This window comes from Pseudomonas sp. LY-1 (genome assembly GCF_053502595.1).
The window spans coordinates 2,017,124-2,036,236 of the sequence record NZ_CP094353.1 but is presented as its reverse complement, the minus strand read 5'-3'; the positions used below and the strand labels follow the sequence as shown (position 1 = coordinate 2,036,236).

Here is a 19,113-nt window from a genome sequence, read left to right as displayed (position 1 = left end):
GGTTCAGCGAACCCAGCCACCATGCTGCCAGTGGTAACCGTCATTTCGTTGCACCCAATGCGGATGCACATAACGGTAGCCCTCGCGCACCGGCTCCCAATGGCCGTGTACCGCCACATAACGTCCACCGTCCCAACGCCAGTACCCGCGTGACCATACATAACCTTCACGCACCGCCGGCTCGACTTCGATCACTTGCATCGGCGGCGGTTGTGGCGCGACCACTTCCACATACTCACGTTCTACCGGTCGACGCTCATGCACGACACGCTCTTGCACACACCCGGACGCCGCGACGACCATGGCCGCCAATGCTGCATAACGTAGCAACATACAAACCCCTCGGGCGCTAACGCCCCACACCTGCCTCAGTAAAAAATGCCCCCTTGTTCCAGCCGCGCTCCTGCAAGGCCTGGGTACTTTTTAACAGGTGGTGTCTGTCGGGTTGCTGAACCTGCCGACAGTGCATCCCGAGGAACAGACGGAAGGCCGGGTCGCGATTTGAACGCTCAAACCGGGCCAAAGCGCTCCAGCACAGCCTCGACAAAACGCCGCAACTTGGCGGTACGCTGGCGGTTGGCGGTGTAGACCAAATGCATGGGCCGGCTCGGCGCGTCAAAGTCCGGCAGCACTCGCACCAACTCGCCTCTGGCCAGGGCCGGGCGCAGAAAATCTTCCGGGCCGAGCACAATGCCAAACCCATCCAGCGCGGCCGACATCAAGGCCCTGCTTTCGTTGATCTGCAAACGGCTGGCAACCTGCACGGTGTGCGGGGCCGAGCCCTGGTAGAACACCCATTCGCGATCCGCCGGGCGTGACCAGAAGGCGTAGCCCAGGCATTCATGCTGTTGAAGGTCCGCCGGCCACAGCGGCGTGCCTCGTGCCGCCAGGTAGGCCGGCGCCGCACAGACCACCAGACGGTACGGCGCCAATGGCCTGGCGGTCAGCCCAGTGATCGCCGGGGGGCCAATGCGGAAGGCGGCTTCGTAGCCTTCCTCCACCAGGTCGACGAAACGATCGGTGAGGTGCAGGTCGATGTTCACATCGGGGTTGTCACGCAAAAACGCGGTCACCAAGGGCATCAGGCTGTAGGAGCCGAAGGTCACCGGGGCGGTGATTTTCAGCGTGCCGCGTGGGGTGTCATTCATGATCTGCGCCAGGGAATCGGCGGCCTCAGCCTCCGTCAGGATGTGTTTGCAGCGCTCGTAGTAAGCGCTACCCAACTCCGTCAGGCTTTGTCGGCGCGTGGTGCGATTGAGCAAGCGCGCGCCCAGGCGCTGCTCCAGCGCCGTAACATGCTTGGCCACCATCTGCGCCGACATATTCAAACGCTCGGCGGCTCGCGCATACGAGCCCAACTCGGCGGCGACCACAAAGGCATTCATGCTCGAAAGACGGTCCATCATTCTCAACTCCCAGTAACGACACCCACGCCAATACGCTCGTTTATCACCCCGTGATTGTTAATCATCATAACCGCTCCCCTACTTTGCAGGAGCAAGGCCATGAAGATTGGTGTGATTGGAGCAGGTTTCATCGGACGCGCGGTGGCCCAACTGGCGCTGGCGGCCGGTCACGAAGTGATGTTGAGCAACTCCCGCGGCCCGCAGTCCATGAGCAGCGTACTCAGCGGCATCTGGGGCGTTAAAGTGGGCAGCGCGCAAGACGCAGCCAGATTTGGCGACGTGGTCCTCGTGGCGATCCCCCTGGAACATTACCGCAGCGTGCCCGCGCAGTGGCTGGAAGGCAAAACAGTGATGGACGCCAACAATTACTACCCCGAGCGCGACGGGCATATCCCTGAGTTGGACCGTTTTGAAACTACCACCAGCCGGCTGCTCGCCGAGCATTTGCCGCATTCCCATGTGGTGAAAGTATTCAACGCAATCTTTGCACCGGACCTGACGCGGGACGCCCGCCCTCACGGCGCACCCGACCGCCGCGCACTGCCGGTGGCGGCGGATGACGCCGCGGCGAAAGCGCAAGTGATCCAGTTACTCGACGAACTCGGTTTCGACGCCGTGGATGCCGGTGGGCTGGATGAAAGCTGGCGCTTCGAGCGGGCCAAACCGGCCTATTGCGTTGTGCTGGACCGAGCCGGCTTGACGGCGGCGCTGGCGGCAGCCGAACGAACGGTTGAACTGCCTGCGGTGGAACGCACCCACCCCCGCGCATAAACACGCGCCCACAAAAAGCCCGCTGAGCGTTATCGGCTCAGCGGGCTTTTTTTGATCGATCGGCCCCAGTCTCAGGGCCTGGTCTTACAGCGCCAGATCAGACGCCGGTTTGCTCGGCTCAACCGCAGGCTTGGCAGCCTCGGTGGCCTTGGGAGCGGTCATCTGCGGAATCGCTGGTGGTGGAGTCAGTTGCAGGATACCGGCGGTGTAGGCCCATTCCTTGGCAACAGCCTCAGGACTGTCGTTCAGCTTGGTGCCGTAGCTTGGCACGATCTGATGCAGTTTTTCCTGCCAGGCCGGGGTCGCCACCTTGTCCTTGAACACTTTCTGCAGCACGGTCAGCATGATCGGTGCCGCGGTCGACGCGCCTGGCGATGCACCCAACAGGCCGGCGATGGTGTTGTCGGCGGAGCTGACCACTTCGGTGCCGAGTTTCAGCACGCCGCCCTGCTCTTCGTCACGCTTGATGATCTGCACACGCTGGCCGGCTTGCCACAGGCGCCAGTCGGACTGCTTGGCGTTCGGGAAGTACTCTTGCAGCGCCTTGAAGCGGTCGTCATCCGACAGCATCAGTTGCCCGGCGAGGTACTCGACCAGCGGGTATTCGCGAATACCGACTTTGGTCATCGGCCAGATGTTGTGGGTGGTGGTGCTGGTCAGCAGGTCCAGGTACGAGCCTTCTTTCAGGAACTTGGTGGAGAAGGTCGCGAACGGGCCAAACAGAATCACGCGCTTGCCATCCAGCACGCGGGTGTCCAGGTGCGGCACCGACATCGGCGGCGCGCCCACCGAAGCTTTACCGTAGGCCTTGGCCAGGTGCTGCTCGGCGATGGTTGGGTTATCGGTCACCAGGAACGAACCACCCACCGGGAAGCCCGCGTATTCCTTGGCTTCAGGAATGCCCGACTTTTGCAGCAGGTGCAGGGCACCGCCGCCGGCACCGATGAACACGAACTTGGCATCGGTTTCGGTCTTGCTGCCATCTTTCAGGTTTTTGTAGCTGACACGCCACGAACCGTCGGCGTTCTTGGTGATGTCCTGCACTTCGCTCGACAGTTTCAGGTCGAACTTAGGCGTGGTTTGCAGGTGAGCGACGAACTGGCGGGTGATCTCGCCGAAGTTCATGTCCGTACCCAGCGGGCTCCAGGTGGCCGCGATTTTCTGGTTCGGGTCACGCCCTTCCATCATCAGCGGAACCCACTTGGCGATCTGCGCCGGGTCTTCGGAATACTGCATGCCAGCGAACAGCGGGCTCGCTTGCAAGGCTTCGTAACGCTTTTTCAGGAACTTGATGTTGTCATCGCCCCACACAAAGCTCATGTGCGGAGTGGAGTTGATGAACGAACGCGGGTTCTTCAGCACGCCCTGCTGGACCTGCCAGGACCAGAACTGGCGGGAGATCTGGAACGCTTCGTTGATTTCGACCGCTTTCGGGATCTCAACGTTGCCGTTCTTGTCTTCCGGGGTGTAGTTCAACTCGGCGAGGGCCGAGTGACCGGTACCGGCGTTGTTCCAGCCGTTGGAGCTTTCTTCGGCGACGCCGTCGAGGCGCTCGACCATTTCCATCGACCAGCCCGGCTCCAGCTCGTTGAGCCAGACACCCAGGGTCGCACTCATGATGCCGCCGCCGATCAGCAGTACATCGACTTTCTTTGTCTCATCCGCATGAACGGACGTGATCCCCATCGACAAAGCCAGCCCCAGCAGGGCCGTGTTTACTTTCTTAAACATCAGTAGCACCTATGATAAAACGCCATCCGCCCCACCGCCCCTGAGCCCGGGCAACCCTCGATCACGCGGCGTCAGGCAACGCAGCGCCGGGTTTGCACATTCACTCAAGGACCGCAGGGTGGGCACACAAGGCCGACGTATCGACCTCACTTTTATGTCCCTTCTGCGCTGACTTCTTATCATTATTGGCTTCAGCTACCTGGGCGACAGCCAGCCGCCGGGACGTATACGGGTGTACGTTCCGGAGAAAGACTAGACCGAGATGGCGCGCAGAATATCACGCCAACCGGCGATCATGCGCTGTTTGGCTAATTGACAGCTCTAAAATAGGCGTTTTGGCAAGGCTGATCGGGGTGAGTGTCAAGCCTGACAGACGCGACGTGACGTCACAGACATGGCTATTTGATAGCGTGCAGCCTCACGCGCCGGGGCCCCTCATGCGGGAGGGGGCATGCTCCCGATAGCGGCGGTTCAATCAACACATCCCTGACTGCCCCACCACCCCATCAGTCATCCTGCAACAACCCAGAACCATACTCACCATAACTACTACCCAGCCCACTGCCGCCAAAATTCATCTTGGCGGCCTTGTTGGGGCTGTGGTCACCAAACGCCTGGCATCCCCCTGCAAAACAAGGGTCGCGACTCACGCCCGACGAATCCGACGAACAAGCGCTCAACAGCAACGCGCCGGCGATCATCACGACTTTGACAAGGTTCGAGATCATTTTTTCAGTTCCCTGTGGGTTCGGGGGTTTCCCATAGAGATGATCGTAGGCCTCAACGGCACAGGGAATGATGAAACTTCGCCGGAAGACAGAATGGGTTCAGGTTGCCGCCTTGGGCTAAGGCGGCGGAGGTCGATTGTCAGGCTGTAGCCGGGCTGATGACACGAGCGACTTGGTCATGGGCTCGATCAACGAGTAGAGCGCTCAGGTCGATCAGTTGCTGAATGCCCAAGACAATGGAGCGCTGGGACTCGTCGAGGTTGAAAGCCACGGTAGCGGCCATTTCGCTGGCGGACGCGAGATTTTCGGAAGCGTTGGCCAGGAGGGTTTCGGTGTCTATGTCGGGGCTGACGAGGAATAGGTTGTGGGTTGGGTGTTCGTCAGGCGCATTGTCGGTGGATTGAGGCAAGTCACGAGCAATAGCACGTTGAGCTGTGGCGTGAAGCTTGGTATCGACGGGCGAAGGGTCGCGATCAATAGAGCGACTGGGCGTGTTGCTGTGCATGGGCGAAGCTCCAAATAGTGACGGGAGTTAAAACGCCTTTAGCGATACGGACTTCCACCTCCGGCCGCTGGATTGGCAGCGACTTGAGGAGGTTAGCGGCGGGAGGTTTGAGGAGCAAGTCGAGAAGAATGCGGGATATTTCACCGACACTCCCGGCATATTCCACACATGACAACGCCCCCGCTCGAAGTGGTGAAGAGCACGGTATACACCTCCCCGACACCTAAGAAACATCCCCGATAAACTACGCCATTCGCCTCGTTGACTCAGATTGCCAATGTCCCTACAGACAGGTCCACTTTCCCGCCGTTTATCTGTCGCGCCGATTATGGATTGGAACTGCTAATCCTGTAGGCCACGTATTCCTTGCCCTACAGAGCCGACCTGAAAGCCGCGTACCACTTTTGTACCAACGTTACTTCTTTGATAAAGCAAACAGTGTCCGATGCTAGCTAACTTCAACGCCAAGCTGGTCGCAATAACTTGGGCTGTAAGCTCCAACAGATGCTTATCGGCCTTGAATAACCGAAAATGCTGCCCTCACTCATTTTGTTCGCTCTCCTCCTTCCTCCACTCCTGTTCTGTGCACCGTATTTTTTTATCGAGCCTTATAGGATTCATAGCCGAGCTGTATTCATATTGGCTCTCGGCATACGCTTCGATGCCTAGTACGACAAGGTCTCGGGTTTCACACAAATATGATTCCGAACCAAACTCTCGAGTGTTCAAATACAACGCGTGATACGAGAGTTGCATTATCAATGTTTTTCTCCAGTGCTTCTTCTCCGGTGTGCTCAGTATTTCGTCAACCGAGTGCAGCAACAGTGAAACGAAAAACTCGTATGCCTCTCGCTGATTGGAGCCGTATTTGAAGTGGCTGTATCGGGGGGCGTACAAAGGGTAGGAGGCACCCGCGTACTCTGGGTTCGCCAAGGCAAGACTCAAATAGTCTTTGTAAACCCCTTTGGCTGACGTTGTGTTGTTCGCGTCCAGTTGATCGATCGACACTTTCACTGCGAAAGCTGCAAGGGTGACGGTTGATAGGGTGCTCCATACAGCCAGTGAAAAAAGTTTTTTGATGGGAGACAGTTTTTTTTGCACCAGAAAACTGTAAATTCGGGCGCGCATGAAGAAGTTGCTTGGCACGTGGGAGTTCTCGGTTTTTGTGTGAGCCATGAGGTTTGGTGTACGCAATCGTAGTGCCGTGTGATGGGCAAAGGTGCTGTTGGCAGATTGGTCCCAGTAGGTGGACTACGAAGGGCTTCAATTTTTTCGGTATCTACGCGAGGTGTCTATCAGTGACACAGCTCAACCTGATCGGCTGAATTGTACGCTAGAGGGGACGTGCCTGAAGACTCAGCCGTTCGTGGCGAGCGTCCGCTATGGATCGACTTCTACCGGTCATGACAGGCAGAAACCGGCCAGAAGGAGTCACTGGACACCTCTGCCGTCAGTCGCTAGCCTCAGCCGTCACTGACATTCAGGTGTCTCACATACAGCCAAAAGTCAGGAGACGGCACACCTATGGCCTACGAAATCCATATGGCGAAAAGAGGACAGATTTATTTATAACATCGCTGAAAAAAAACTAATCACCAGACAGCAAAAAGCCGCCTCATCACCTGCTAATTATTTTGCCGATATCGAAGTCAGACTACGATACCCGGCACCCGGCTTCGAGCTGGCAGAGTAAAAGCCCAGCCACACCTCACGACGACCTGCTGATTCAACCCAGCGTTCCACGGTGTAAGATGCTCCATAACCTTCCACCTTCGAGGCTGTCATGACCGGGATATCCCTAAACCTGCCGGAAGACCTGTCCAACTCTCTCGCCGACCTGGCCAAAACCAACGGCCAGACTGCGACCTACCTGGCGATGGACGTCCTCCGCGACTACATCGAGCACGAAAAAACGCTAACCGCTCAAATCGAGCTGGCGGTGAAAGAAGCCGACCAGGGCAAATTTGCCACCGATGACCAGGTAGCAGCCATGCGCGCCAGGCGCTGGAGCCGGAATGCGGGTTGAGTGGCTTGAAAAAGCACTCAAAAATCTGGAAGACGAAGCAAACTATATAGCTCTCGAAAACCCCAAAGCAGCTGACGACTTCTCCGATGCCATTTTCGCCAGCGTCGACAAACTGGCGCAGTTTCCCTCTATGGGCCGTGAAGGTCGAGTCACAAACACGCGCGAATGGGCAGTACCCAATTGGTCTTATCTGATCCCCTATCGCATACGCGGTGATCGTCTGCAGATCCTCGGCGTATTCCACACACGGCAACGTCCCCGTTCGAAGTGGTGAATGCCGCGGAACACACCTCCAGCACACCCAAGATCCATCCCTGATAAACTACGCCCCATTCGCCCCGCAAACTCAGATCCCCCATGCCCCTACAAACCACCCCCTTCTCCCGCCGCTTCTCCGTCGCCCCCATGATGGACTGGACCGACCGCCACTGCCGGTTCTTCCTGCGCCTGCTCTCCAAACACGCCCTGCTCTACACCGAGATGGTCACCACCGGCGCGATCCTCCACGGCGATCATGAGCGCTTCCTGCGCCACAACGACGCCGAGCATCCTCTCGCCCTCCAACTGGGCGGCAGTGTTCCCGCCGATCTGGCCGCTTGTGCCCGTATGGCCGAGGCTGCCGGTTACGATGAAGTGAACCTGAACGTCGGCTGCCCCAGCGATCGGGTGCAGAACAATATGATCGGCGCGTGTCTGATGGGCCATCCGGCGTTGGTGGCGGATTGTGTGAAGGCGATGCGCGATGCGGTGTCGATTCCGGTGACGGTGAAGCACCGTATCGGGATCAATGGGCGGGACAGTTATGCGCAATTGTGCGATTTCGTCGGGCAGGTGAAGGACGCGGGGTGTACCAGTTTTACCGTGCATGCGCGGATTGCGATTCTGGAGGGGTTGTCGCCGAAGGAGAATCGCGACATTCCGCCGTTGCGTTATGACGTGGCGGCGCAGTTGAAGCAGGATTTTGCCGAGTTGGAGATTATTCTCAACGGTGGGATCAAGACGCTGGAGCAGTGCCAAGAGCATTTGCAGACGTTTGACGGGGTGATGCTGGGCCGGGAGGCTTATCACAATCCGTATTTACTGGCAGAGGTGGATCAGCAGTTGTTTGGCAGCGCGCGGCCGGTGATCAGTCGGGCAGAGGCGTTGGCGCAGTTGCGGCCTTATATCGCGGAGCATTTGGCAAGCGGTGGCTCGATGCATCACATTACGCGGCATGTGCTGGGGTTGGGCACGGGTTTCCCTGGGGCGCGCAAGTTCCGGCAGTTGTTGTCGGTGGATATTCATAAAGCGAGTGACCCGCTGGCGTTGCTGGATCAGGCGGCGGGGTTGTTGGAGGGCCGCTGAAACCGGCGCCCACAGGTTGATCGCAGTGTTCATCGAGCTGTTGGGTTGAACCTGCGGGCGATTTTGCCCTCCTATTTACCAGCAAGGCCAGTCATTCAAACGGCTGTTTTCAGGTTGTTGCCCTCGCAAACGATCGAACGCATTTGCGCCCTTGAGCGCCTGCCAGCGCTCGGGTAATGTCATCAGACCCATAGGACAGAGCACGCTCATGACTTCCAAGCTGGAACAACTCAAACAGTTCACCACCGTCGTCGCCGATACCGGCGATTTTGCGGCCCTCGCCAATCTCAAGCCGCAAGATGCCACTACCAACCCTTCGCTGCTGCTCAAGGCCGCGTCGATCCCGGGCTATGCCAAGTTGCTGGATGAGTGCGTGAAGGACTGCAACGGTGATGTCGGCCTGGCCAGCGACCGTTTTGCGGTGGCGGTGGGTCAAGAGATCCTGAAAGTGGTGCCCGGCCGTATCTCCACCGAGGTGGATGCGCGCCTGTCGTTCGACACTGACGCCGTACTCAAGCGCGCGCACCGTCTGATCGACCTGTACGAAAAAGCCGGGGTTGGCCGTGATCGCGTGCTGATCAAGATCGCGTCCACCTGGGAAGGTATCCGCGCGGCGGAGAAGCTGGAAAAAGAAGGCATCCAGACCAACCTGACGCTGCTGTTCTCCTTCGCCCAGGCCGTGGCCTGTGCCGAAGCGGGCGTGTTTCTGATTTCGCCGTTCGTGGGCCGTATCTACGACTGGTACAAGAAAGCCAACGGCAACGACTACACCGGCGCCGACGATCCGGGCGTGCAGTCGGTGACGCGCATCTACAACTACTACAAGGCCAATGGCTACAAGACCGTGGTGATGGGGGCGAGTTTCCGCAACCTGAGCCAGATCGAAGAGCTGGCCGGCTGTGATCGCCTGACCATCAGCCCGGACCTGCTGGAGAAACTGGCGGCCGATACCGGCAAGCTGGAGCGCAAGTTGTCGCCAGGCCATGCCGGTGAAGCGCGGGTGCATCTGACTGAAGCGCAGTTCCGTTGGGAGTCCAACGAGGATGCGATGGCGACCGAGAAGCTGGCCGAGGGGATTCGTCAGTTTGCCCGCGACCAGGAGAAGCTGGAGGCGTTGCTGGCTGCCAAGCTGTAACAGCGGCGGCAGCAAAAAGGGCGGGACCTGTGAGGGTTCCGCCCTTTTTTTGTGTCAATCCGTTAGGCATGTACTGACAGGTCTGGGGCAATCGGGAGCAAGCTCCCTCCCACACCCGGGGAGTGTCAGTGGCGTTCGAGGGCGTTGACGAGGTCGTGGAAGGCTTCGCGGTTGGACTCGTTCAAGCCCATCAGGATTTTGTGCGCTTCCAGCACCTTGATCCGCACGATTTCCTCGGATTGGTCCTGGGACGGCAGGTCGGTCAGGCATTCCGGACAGGGGATCGGGCGGTCAACGATGTTGAACACTTGATCAAAGCCCATGGACTGCAGCAGACGGGTGATGTCTTCGTGGGTGGTGACGACAGTGGGCAACAGGCCGACCTTCTGCCGAGACAGAATGGACAACTTGGCCAACAGCCCAAGCGTGGTGCTATCGATGCTGCGGGTTTCGGTCAGATCGATCACGATCGCCGAGAAATTCAGCGCTGTGAAGATCCGCTCAATCGTTGCATCCAGCGCCGAACACAAGGTCAGGCGCACTTCACCGACAAACTTCAGGACAAACGTCCCGTCTTGCTCGGCGAATTGGATTCTTCCGGTACTCATCAAAGATTCCTGCTCAACACCAATAGGGCGATATCATCCGGCATCTCCCCTAGCGTGGCCAATCCAAAAACCTGCCGCAGGCCATCCAGGCTGCCGCCCGCCGACTTGACCCGTTGGGGCAAGGCGGCTTCTTTCTCTTTGAGTGTAGGCTCTGGAAGAAGGTCGAGGATGCCATCGGACATCAGCGTCAGGCTGAAGGTCGGCGGCAGCTCCAGGATGTGGTCTTCGTAGGTGGCTTCATTGAACAAGCCGACGGGCAGACCACGCCCTTCCAGGTAGCGCACACTGTCAGGAGTGTATAAAACCGGCATCGGCAGGTGACCGCCGATGCTGTAGGTCAAAAGACCGGTTTCTTCATCAATCACGCCGCCCACCATCGTCACGTGCTTGCCCAGCTTGCAGCTGATCAGGCCTCGGTTGATGTGGCCCAGCACCTCGGAGGGGGTGAACTCCGGCAAGGTGCCATTGCGCTTGGATTCGAACAACAGCCGTGTGGTCATGAACTTCAACAACACGGTGACAAATGCCGAGGACGCGCCGTGGCCGGACACGTCGGCCAGATAAAACGCCACCCGTCGCTCATCTACGCGGAAATAGTCGACAAAATCACCCGACAGGTACAGCGACGGGATGATCTGGTGCGCAAACTTGAACTCATCTATGGTCCACGGGCTGACCGGCAGCATGTTCATCTGCACCTGGCGACCGGCGTTCTGGTCTTCCTGGAGCAGGTTCAGGCTGGCTTCGAGTTCGCGGTTGGCGGTTTCGAGCTTTTCGCGGTAGCGCTGGTTTTCCACCAGCAGGCGTGCGCGGTCCAGGGCACGGCGCACCGAGTGCTCCAGCACCGCCAGGTCTTCCAGGGGCTTGATCAGGTAGTCGGCGGCGCCCAGGCGCAGGGCCTCGACGGCATCGTTCATCACCCCGGCACCGGACACGACAATCACCGGCGTCTGCGGAGCAAGCTCGGTCACCTGGCGAATCAGTTCGAGGCCGCCCATCTGGGGCATGCGCAGATCGCAGATCACGAGGTCGGGCTTGTCGCGCTCGAATACCTGGAGACCCTGTTGGCCATTGCTGGCCTGCAGGACGCTGAAGCCACTGTCTTCCAAATAGGCCGCAAGGCTTGCGCGCACTACTTCGTCGTCATCGATTATCAGCAGCGTGGCACTGGTTTTTGGCATGTGGGCAAACGGCGCCAGAATTAGGTTGGCGTAGGCGGCTCGGCAATGGCCGGGCTCACGCTACTGGATTCGCTTTCTAGCCTCTCTGTCCTACAAAGCATAGGCTTTTTGCCCACGCACAAAGGTAAAGCAGAGGTGCCCTTCTAAGGCGCAGACGGTACTCCCATCCGACAGGGGTTTCAAGCTCATGCCGATGGTCGCCGAACGTCTTTACATCGCAAATCACCGGGAGTTATAAGAACAGCCATCACCACAACACAAAGTAAGGATGGAAGCTGTGAGCGAACACGAGCGCGACTACGCTGAAAAGCGCGATTTCATCCGCATGCGAGTGGATGCCAATGTCTCTTTGATCCATGCCGGGCAAGAAATTGACGGGGTTTGCGTGGACCTCTCCAGCTCCGGCATGCAGGTGCAGGCACCTCGCCAGTTCACGGTGGGCGATCTGCTGACCGTGCGTATCGAGTCGGAGCACGCGGCCCTCGCGGGCCTGGAAGCGGACACCCAGGTGGTATGGGCGAGGAACGAGGGCGACGGTCAGCATCTGGGGCTGAAGATCCTGAAAATGCGCTAATACCCGCGCACAAAAAAGGCGACCACATGGTCGCTTTTTTTCGTTTCAAGAGGTCTCGACCTAGAAGTCGTCGACAACCTTGCCGTCCTTGACCTTGAACTCGCGGTTCTGCAGGTAGGCGTTGCGGATGAAGGTGTACTTGTCGCCGGTGATCAACTTCTCGCTGTCGAGCAGGCTGGCACGGGTGTCGACGATGTTCAGGCCGAAGGTGCTGTTGCGCCAGCCGATGTCGTTCATGTAGCGGTACGGTTGGGTGTAGCTGTCCACGTATTTGGACGGTGCGTCGCGCAGGGTGCTTGGGCCCAGCAGCGGCAGCATCACGTAAGGACCGCTGCCGACGCCCCAGTAACCGAGGGTTTGGCCGAAGTCTTCATCGCTGCGTTGCAGCCCCATTTTGGTGCCGACGTCGATAAAGCCCAGCACGCCGAAGGTGGTGTTCATCAACAGGCGGGCAGTGTCCACGCCGGCCGCGTGTGGCTTGAGTTGCAACACGTTGTTGGCCAGGTTGCCGACATCGCCGATATTGCGGAAGAAGTTGTGCACGCCGTCCTGCACGAATTGCGGGGTCACAAACTGATAGCCTTGGGCCAATGGTTTGAGGGCGTAGGTATCAACGGTGTCGTTGAAGGTGAAGATCGGGCGGTTGATGCTTTCCCATGGATCATCTTCCGACGCGGCCTGTGCGGCGAAAGGGGCCATCAGGATAACGGCACACACCGAAAACTGAGCGAAGTAGTGGCTCCAGCGCATAGCTTTTGCTCCTTGAATAGTCTGTCATGGGCGCTATGCCCTGAATAAGGCGCCAGTATATGACGGAAGTGTCCTTTTTGGGCAGATGCTAAGAAACGACATACAGAGAATGTACAAAAACCCTACAAAGTGTCATGGGCTTGTCACGCCACTCCGATAGCGTCACAGCTATTTCAAGGATGTCGAAATGCCTCACGCCGAGATTGCCGTCGCCACTGCCCCCACCTTGACCGCCGTGTTGTTCGGCCTGAGTGGCTGCCTGGTCGATTTCGGTTCCCAGGCGCGTACCGATTCACCCTCCCCGCACGCCGAAGCCACGCCAGGTGCGTTGAAGGTCCTGCGCAGCCTCCAGGAACAAGGCGTGCCCTGCGCCTGGCTGGATGAACTGCCGCCCTCGGTGACGACCCCGCTGGCCGCTGCGCTGCCCGATTGGCTCAAGGCCGCATCGCCCTCTTCCATCCGCTGGCCCGCCCCTCATGCATGCTGGCAAGCCTTGATGGAATTGAACATCGAACGCCTGGAAGGCTGCGTGCTGGTCAGCGGCGAGCCGCGCCTGCTGCAATCGGGCCTGAATGCCGGGCTGTGGACCATCGGCCTGGCGTCCTGCGGTTCGCTGTGCGGCCTGGCGCCCGAGCAATGGCAGGCACTGACCGACCAACAACGCGAATACAAACGCGGCAAGGCCACCGTGGCGTTGTATGGGCTGGGGGTGCATTCGGTGATCGATCACCTCGGCGAGCTCGGCACCTGCCTGGCAGACATCAGCCTGCGCCAGCTCAAAGGCGAAAAGCCCTGATTGAGATCATGCACAGACGGCGCCGGTAGATTAATCTACAGCTCCTCTCGTAGACCTTTCTCGGCGTGCCGTGGTCTATGCCAGTGCCTATCGATAAAAGGAACAACACCATGCCTGCCCGCGAAAAACTGCAAGAACAGGTCAATATCCTGCGCGAGCAACTGAATCAGGAACCACCGCTGCCACCCGAAAAACGTGAAGCGCTGGAAGCCTTGCTGGCCAAGTTTGAAGTACAACTTGAACTGGAACCGGCCACCCAGCCGCCCAGCATCGTAGACGATGTGAACCGGGCGGTAGAAGGTTTCGAGTTAGACCACCCAGGCATTGCCGGGACGCTGCGCAATATCGTGATCACCCTGGGCAACATCGGCATTTAACCCGCGCCCAAACCAAGCACAGAACCAAATGTGGGAGGGGGCTTGCCCCCGATAGCGGTGGGTCAGGCACAGAGACTGTGACTGACACTCCGCTATCGGGGGCAAGCCCCCTCCCACATTTTGGTTTGTGTAAAGGTTACTGGCGCGCCAGGCGCAGGTTCTGGAACGGCACCGCCTCAGTACTGCGATACGGGTTGATATCCAACCCACCCCGCCGCACATACCGCGCATATACCGTCAACTTCTCCGGCTTCAGCAGGCGCTGCAAGTCCAGGAAGATCCGCTCCACGCACTGCTCATGGAAGTCCGAGTGCTGGCGAAAGCTCACCAGATACTCCAACAGGCTGGCGTGATCCAGCTGTGCGCCGCGGTATTGCACCGCCACGCTGCCCCAGTCGGGCTGGCTGGTGACCGGGCAGTTGGATTTGAGCAGGTGGCTGTACACGCTCTCCTCGACAATGCGCGAGTCATCGCAACGCAGCAGTTCCGGACGCGGATGTTCGTAGTTGCTGACGCTGATATCCAGGTCATCGATGCACACTCCCGGCAACGCCACCACGCCTTCGGCTTCAACCTCGGCCAGGCTGCGCACGCGCACGCCCACCGGCTTGCCGGCAGCAGCGCTGAGGTCGGTGCGCAACGTCGCCTCCAGACTTTGCGTATCGGCAAACACAGTCTGGTTCAGCGAGTTGAGGTACAGCTTGAAGGACTTGGACTCGATGATATTCGGCGAGTCGGCCGCAATGCTGAATTCACCGATGGCCACCACCGGCTTGCCCGACGGCAGCAGCCAGGACAGTTCGAAGCAGTTCCAGAAATCCACGCCCGTGTACGGCAGGGTCTCGGCGCTCAGGCCCAGCTCGGCCCATTTCGCGGCGCGCGGAATCGGGAACAGCAACGAAGGGGTGTAGGTGGAGATGTATTCACTGGACTTGCCCAGCGGCGAATGTTCGGCTGCGGGATGCATGGCGGAAACCTGGCTAAATTAACCCCACCAGTCTACCAGCCTTTGCCCCCGCCTCTAACAACCGCCGCATCGACACCGTCAGTTGCCGCAGCGGCTCAATCGACGTTGATCTTGCCGACCATGCCCGCCTGGTAGTGCCCGGGAATATTGCAGGCAAACTCCAACCCGGTGGCTTTGCTGAAGGTCCAGGTCAACTCAGCGGTTTTACCCGGTCCGACCAGAACACTGTTGGGGTCATCGTGCTTCATCCCGCCCATATTGCCCATATTGCCCATATCGCCGTGCTCCATGGCGCCGTGGTCCATCTTGCCCATGCCGGTGGCGTTCAGCATGCCGCTGGCCTGCATCTGCATCATTTGCTTCTGATGCTCCGCATGCATGGCCGCATCGCCCAGGTTGAACTCATGGAGCAACTGGCCTTTGTTGACCAGCACAAAGCGCACGGTCTCACCGGCCTTTACGTCCAGGGACTTGGGCGAAAAGGACATATCCTGCAGCACCACTTCCACGGTGCGCGTGGCCTTATCGGCAGATGCCGGCTGGCCAAACGCATAGGTGTGGGCCGTGCCGGCCATTGCTCCGACACTCAACGCCAACAGGCAGCCCGCCAACAACAAGGGGGTACGCAATGCCATCTCAATTCTCCAAAGGTGTGGGATCAGTCTGAGGACCACTCTAAGATTGCAGCGCTGCCAGCCAGCTGACTGCTAGATTACAACTTTGTCAGGTTGCGCCCCTCCCCTGGCCACCACGGTATAAAGCCTGACGTGACCCGCCGCCAAGAGCTGCCCATGAAACTGCTGATCGTCGAAGACCAACCCAAAACCGGCCATTACCTGCGCCAAGGCCTGACCGAAGCCGGTTTTACCACCGAGCTGGTGGCCGACGGCACCAGCGGCCAACACTTGGCGCTGACCGGCGATTACGACCTGCTGATCCTCGATGTGATGCTGCCCGGTCGCAATGGTTGGCAGATCCTACAGGCCGTGCGCAGCGCCGGCCTCGACATCCCGGTGCTGTTTCTCACCGCCCGCGACGCTGTGGAAGACCGCGTACACGGCCTGGAACTGGGCGCCGACGATTATCTGGTCAAGCCGTTCGCCTTCTCCGAACTGCTTGCGCGGGTGCGCAGCCTGTTGCGCCGTGGCAGCAGCGCACCACAGGAAACCACCCTGCAACTGGCCGACCTGCGCCTGGACCTGATCCGCCGCCGCGTCGAGCGCGACGGCCAGCGCATCGACCTCACCGCCAAGGAGTTCGCCCTGCTCGAACTGCTGCTGCGGCGCCAGGGCGAAGTACTGCCCAAGTCGCTGATCGCGTCCCAGGTGTGGGACATGAACTTTGACAGCGACACCAACATCATCGAAGTGGCGATCCGCCGCCTGCGCCTGAAAGTCGACGACAACTTCCCCAATAAACTCATCCACACCGTGCGCGGCATGGGTTATGTGCTGGAGGAGCGATGCAGTTGATCAAGCGCCTGTCCCTGACCAGTCGCCTGGCCCTGCTGTTTGCAGCTTGCACCGCGGTGGTCTCGTTGCTCGCCGGCGTGCTGTTCAACCGGGCCAGCGAGGCGCATTTTGTCGAGCTGGACCAGCAACTGCTCGAAAGCAAACTGGTGGCGCTGCGCAGCACCTTGCAGGGCGTCGACTCGCCGCAGCTATTCGCCCAGCGCGAAGCGCAACTGCGCGCCGAGCTCAATCGCCAGCCCGACCTCGCAGTACGCATCACCGCCGCCGGCCAGCGCTGGTTTGACGGCGCGCCGGCCATTGCCCTGCCCGAGTCGCCCGGCCTGCACAGCCTGCAGAACGCCGGCACCGACTACCGCGTGTACAACGCGCCGCTAAGGCCGGGCCAACCCGACTCGCCGCAACTGAGCCTGATGCTCGACATCACCCACCATCAGCACTTCCTGCAGCGCATGCAGCATTTGATCTGGCTCACGGTCAGCCTCTCGGCCCTGGCCACCGCGCTGCTCGGCGCCTGGGCGGCGCGCAGCGGGCTGCGACCGTTGCGGCGCATGGGCGAAGTGGCCGCCAGCGTGTCGGCCCACTCCCTGACCCAGCGTTTGCCCGAGCAGGGCATGCCGGTGGAACTGGCGGAACTGGCCCAGGCCTTCAACGCCATGCTGGGCCGACTGGACGACGCGTTCCAGCGCCTCTCGGCGTTCTCCGCCGATATCGCCCACGAACTGCGCACGCCTCTGTCGAACCTGTTGACCCACACCCAAGTCATCCTCACCCAGCCGCGCCCGCTGGAGGATTACCGCGAGGCGCTGCACAGCAACCTGGAAGAGTTGCAGTGGATGGCGCAACTGGTGAACGACATGTTGTACCTGGCCAAGGCCGATCACGGGCTGTTGGCGCCCACGCGCGAACCGTTGAAGCTCGCGGATGAAGTGGACGCACTGCTGGAGTTCTTCGTCTTGCTGGCGGAAGACGCGCACGTCAGCCTGGTGCGCGAGGGTATGTCTCACACAACCGGCGATCGCGGCATGTTGCGTCGGGCATTGTCGAACCTGCTGGATAACGCGCTGCGCTTTACGCCCGCGGGCGGCGAAGTGCGGGTGCATCTGGCGCAGGGCGCACAAGGCGTGACACTGACAGTGGAGAACAGCGGCGAAGGCATTCCGGCGGAGGTGTTACCGCGGTTGTTCGACCGCTTCTACCGGGCCGACCCGGCGCGGCATGAAGGCAGCAGTGAACACGCAGGGCTGGGGCTGGCGATTACCCAGTCGATTGTGCGAGCGCATGGCGGGCGGATTTATTGCGAGTCTGAGCCGGGGTGGACGCGGTTTGTGATCGAGTTGCCAGGGGGGGGTTGATGCAAGCTGTGCCGGCGCTATCGGGAGCAAGCTCCCTCCCACATTTTGAATGTATTCACAGATCAAAATGTGGGAGGGGCTTGCTCCCGATAGCGGTCTTAAATCCTACGAATACCTGAGGGCATGCGCCGGCTCGATCTTCGCCGCCCGATACGCCGGGTAAACCGTGGCCAAAAAGCTCAACACAAACCCGGCCGAGCAGATCAGCAGCACATCCCCACCCTGCAATTGCGAGGGCAGGTTGCTGACGAAGTACACGTCCGAACTGAAGATATGCTGCCCGGTCACGCGCTCCAGCCAACCCACCAGCTCACTGACGTTCAGCGCCGCAATCACGCCCAGCACACCGCCGATCAGGGTGCCGACGATACCGATCACCGTGCCCTGCACCATGAAGATCGCCATGATCTGCCGTGGCGTGGCGCCGATGGTCCGCAGGATCGCGATGTCCGCGCCCTTGTCGTTCACCACCATGATCAACGTGGCGATGATGTTGAACGCCGCCACCGCGACGATCATCAGCAACAGCAGGCCGATCATGGTTTTTTCCATCTTCATCGCGCTGAACAGGCTGCCCTGGGTGTGGGTCCAGTCATCCGCCTTGTAGGCCGCACCGAGGCTGGCGGCGATGTCCGCCGAGACCTTGGGCGCCGCGTACAAGTCCTTCACCGCCAGGCGCACGCTCTGCACCTGGTTCGGCTGCCAATGCTGAATTTCTGCCGCGTCGGCCATATGGATCAACGCCATCGAACCGTCCAGCTCGGCGCCGACCTTGAAGATACCGACCACGTTCAATCGCTGCATGCGCGGGGTGATGCCACCCGGCGCACTGCTGATTTCCGGGACGATCAGGGTCAGCTTGTCGCCCACGTTCAGACGAAAGCGCCGCGCGGTGATTTCACCGACCACCACGCCGAACTCGCCGGGTTTCAAGTCTTCCAGTTTGCCCTGGACGATATGCTGGGCCACGATCGACACCTTGCCTTCCTGGGCCGGGTCGACGCCGCTGATCTCGATCGGCTGCATCGCGCCCTTGTAGGAGAACATACCGTCCATCTGCGTGAACGGTACTGCGGCAGTCACTTCGGGATTCTTCATCGCCGCCGCGGCCACCGGCTGCCAGTTGTCGATCGGGTTCACGCCGACGATGGTGGCGTGAGGCACCATGCCGAGGATGCGCGAGCTCATTTCGCGTTGAAAGCCATTCATCACCGACAACACCACGATCATCGCCAGCACGCCCAGGGCGAGGCCGATCATCGAGGTCATCGAGATAAACGAAACAAAACGGTTGCGGCGCTTGGCGCGGGTATAGCGCGTGCCGATGAAAATCGATAACGGTCTGAACATTCGCTTGCACCGCCTGGAAAAATGAAAAAACCCGGCATCA

The 19,113-nt window shown here is 59.8% G+C and carries 22 protein-coding genes; 10 read left to right on the top strand and 12 right to left on the bottom strand.

From position 1 onward, the window contains the following. Window positions 1-3: 3 nt before the first annotated feature. Together MOQ67_RS09305 and MOQ67_RS09300 are read right to left on the bottom strand one after the other, a co-directional pair. A complete protein-coding gene (locus MOQ67_RS09305; protein ID WP_046490468.1) occupies window positions 4-333 on the bottom strand; it encodes a YXWGXW repeat-containing protein in 330 nt (109 codons plus the stop codon). 176 nt (window positions 334-509) lie between these two features. Then, on the bottom strand, window positions 510-1,406 hold the full coding sequence (locus MOQ67_RS09300; RefSeq protein ID WP_104903678.1) for a LysR family transcriptional regulator: 897 nt from the start codon (window positions 1,404-1,406) through the stop codon (window positions 510-512). A 99-nt stretch (window positions 1,407-1,505) separates the two neighbouring features. Between MOQ67_RS09300 and MOQ67_RS09295 the strand changes: the two genes are divergently transcribed. Further along, window positions 1,506-2,177, top strand: coding sequence for an NADPH-dependent F420 reductase (locus MOQ67_RS09295; protein WP_017848881.1), 672 nt, complete (start codon window positions 1,506-1,508; stop codon window positions 2,175-2,177). An 84-nt stretch (window positions 2,178-2,261) separates the two neighbouring features. On the opposite strand, the gene mqo is transcribed toward MOQ67_RS09295, so the two are convergent. The 4 genes from mqo to MOQ67_RS09275 form a co-directional block, all read right to left on the bottom strand. Further along, window positions 2,262-3,908, bottom strand: coding sequence for a malate dehydrogenase (quinone) (mqo, locus tag MOQ67_RS09290; protein ID WP_198717683.1), 1,647 nt, complete (start codon window positions 3,906-3,908; stop codon window positions 2,262-2,264). 506 nt (window positions 3,909-4,414) lie between these two features. Beyond that, complete coding sequence (locus MOQ67_RS09285; RefSeq protein ID WP_046384304.1) at window positions 4,415-4,636, bottom strand: lipoprotein; 222 nt, start codon at window positions 4,634-4,636, stop codon at window positions 4,415-4,417. A 139-nt stretch (window positions 4,637-4,775) separates the two neighbouring features. Next, window positions 4,776-5,141, bottom strand: a complete 366-nt coding sequence (locus MOQ67_RS09280; RefSeq protein ID WP_057003770.1) for a DUF6124 family protein — start codon at window positions 5,139-5,141, stop codon at window positions 4,776-4,778. 540 nt (window positions 5,142-5,681) lie between these two features. Then, window positions 5,682-6,287, bottom strand: a complete 606-nt coding sequence (locus MOQ67_RS09275; RefSeq protein WP_128192163.1) for a hypothetical protein — start codon at window positions 6,285-6,287, stop codon at window positions 5,682-5,684. 637 nt (window positions 6,288-6,924) lie between these two features. On the opposite strand from MOQ67_RS09275, the gene MOQ67_RS09270 reads away from it, so the two are divergent. The 4 genes from MOQ67_RS09270 to tal all read left to right on the top strand — a co-directional run bounded on the left by MOQ67_RS09270 (window position 6,925) and on the right by tal (window position 9,646). Next, entirely contained in the window at window positions 6,925-7,167 is a 243-nt protein-coding gene (locus MOQ67_RS09270) for a CopG family ribbon-helix-helix protein (RefSeq protein WP_017848887.1), read from the top strand. Continuing rightward, complete coding sequence (locus tag MOQ67_RS09265; protein WP_017848888.1) at window positions 7,157-7,441, top strand: type II toxin-antitoxin system RelE/ParE family toxin; 285 nt, start codon at window positions 7,157-7,159, stop codon at window positions 7,439-7,441. The genes MOQ67_RS09270 and MOQ67_RS09265 overlap by 11 nt, the downstream gene beginning before the upstream one ends. 83 nt (window positions 7,442-7,524) lie before the next feature. Then, window positions 7,525-8,511, top strand: a complete 987-nt coding sequence (dusA, locus tag MOQ67_RS09260; protein WP_448675917.1) for a tRNA dihydrouridine(20/20a) synthase DusA — start codon at window positions 7,525-7,527, stop codon at window positions 8,509-8,511. A 208-nt stretch (window positions 8,512-8,719) separates the two neighbouring features. After that, on the top strand, window positions 8,720-9,646 hold the full coding sequence (gene tal / locus MOQ67_RS09255; protein ID WP_017848890.1) for a transaldolase: 927 nt from the start codon (window positions 8,720-8,722) through the stop codon (window positions 9,644-9,646). A gap of 125 nt (window positions 9,647-9,771) precedes the next feature. Here tal and rssC read toward each other — a convergent pair whose 3' ends face one another. Continuing rightward, the gene (gene rssC / locus MOQ67_RS09250) at window positions 9,772-10,254 is read right to left on the bottom strand and encodes an anti-sigma factor antagonist RssC (protein WP_017848891.1); all 483 of its coding nucleotides are present in this window, start codon (window positions 10,252-10,254) and stop codon (window positions 9,772-9,774) included. Further along, the gene (gene rssB, locus MOQ67_RS09245) at window positions 10,254-11,435 is read right to left on the bottom strand and encodes a two-component system response regulator RssB (RefSeq protein ID WP_017848892.1); all 1,182 of its coding nucleotides are present in this window, start codon (window positions 11,433-11,435) and stop codon (window positions 10,254-10,256) included. Before rssB ends, rssC begins: the two co-directional genes overlap by 1 nt. Before the next feature lie 277 nt (window positions 11,436-11,712). On the opposite strand from rssB, the gene MOQ67_RS09240 reads away from it, so the two are divergent. Further along, complete coding sequence (locus MOQ67_RS09240; RefSeq protein WP_046384310.1) at window positions 11,713-12,009, top strand: PilZ domain-containing protein; 297 nt, start codon at window positions 11,713-11,715, stop codon at window positions 12,007-12,009. A 60-nt stretch (window positions 12,010-12,069) separates the two neighbouring features. Here the strand turns inward: MOQ67_RS09240 and MOQ67_RS09235 are convergent, their stop codons facing one another. Then, complete coding sequence (locus tag MOQ67_RS09235) at window positions 12,070-12,708, bottom strand: MlaA family lipoprotein (protein ID WP_370737570.1); 639 nt, start codon at window positions 12,706-12,708, stop codon at window positions 12,070-12,072. 238 nt (window positions 12,709-12,946) lie between these two features. Between MOQ67_RS09235 and MOQ67_RS09230 the strand changes: the two genes are divergently transcribed. Beyond that, complete coding sequence (locus MOQ67_RS09230) at window positions 12,947-13,555, top strand: hypothetical protein (protein WP_017848894.1); 609 nt, start codon at window positions 12,947-12,949, stop codon at window positions 13,553-13,555. Between the two features lie 110 nt (window positions 13,556-13,665). Beyond that, a complete protein-coding gene (locus MOQ67_RS09225) occupies window positions 13,666-13,932 on the top strand; it encodes a DUF4404 family protein (RefSeq protein WP_017848895.1) in 267 nt (88 codons plus the stop codon). A 136-nt stretch (window positions 13,933-14,068) separates the two neighbouring features. Here MOQ67_RS09225 and queF read toward each other — a convergent pair whose 3' ends face one another. Both queF and copI read right to left on the bottom strand, forming a co-directional pair. After that, complete coding sequence (gene queF / locus MOQ67_RS09220; RefSeq protein ID WP_046490437.1) at window positions 14,069-14,899, bottom strand: NADPH-dependent 7-cyano-7-deazaguanine reductase QueF; 831 nt, start codon at window positions 14,897-14,899, stop codon at window positions 14,069-14,071. 95 nt (window positions 14,900-14,994) lie between these two features. Further along, window positions 14,995-15,534: a copper-resistant cuproprotein CopI gene (copI, locus tag MOQ67_RS09215; RefSeq protein WP_057005004.1), complete on the bottom strand. Its 540-nt coding sequence runs from the start codon at window positions 15,532-15,534 to the stop codon at window positions 14,995-14,997. 156 nt (window positions 15,535-15,690) lie between these two features. Here copI and MOQ67_RS09210 point away from each other — a divergent pair, with 156 nt between their 5' ends. After that, window positions 15,691-16,371 (top strand): heavy metal response regulator transcription factor, encoded by a 681-nt coding sequence (locus MOQ67_RS09210; protein WP_017848791.1) that lies wholly within the window; start codon window positions 15,691-15,693, stop codon window positions 16,369-16,371. After that, window positions 16,368-17,723, top strand: coding sequence for a heavy metal sensor histidine kinase (locus tag MOQ67_RS09205; protein ID WP_198717748.1), 1,356 nt, complete (start codon window positions 16,368-16,370; stop codon window positions 17,721-17,723). The genes MOQ67_RS09210 and MOQ67_RS09205 overlap by 4 nt, the downstream gene beginning before the upstream one ends. 105 nt (window positions 17,724-17,828) lie before the next feature. Here the strand turns inward: MOQ67_RS09205 and MOQ67_RS09200 are convergent, their stop codons facing one another. Continuing rightward, window positions 17,829-19,073 carry a lipoprotein-releasing ABC transporter permease subunit gene (locus MOQ67_RS09200; protein ID WP_017848789.1) on the bottom strand — a complete coding sequence of 415 codons (1,245 nt, stop codon included), beginning with the start codon at window positions 19,071-19,073 and terminating at the stop codon, window positions 17,829-17,831. Window positions 19,074-19,113 lie beyond the last annotated feature (40 nt).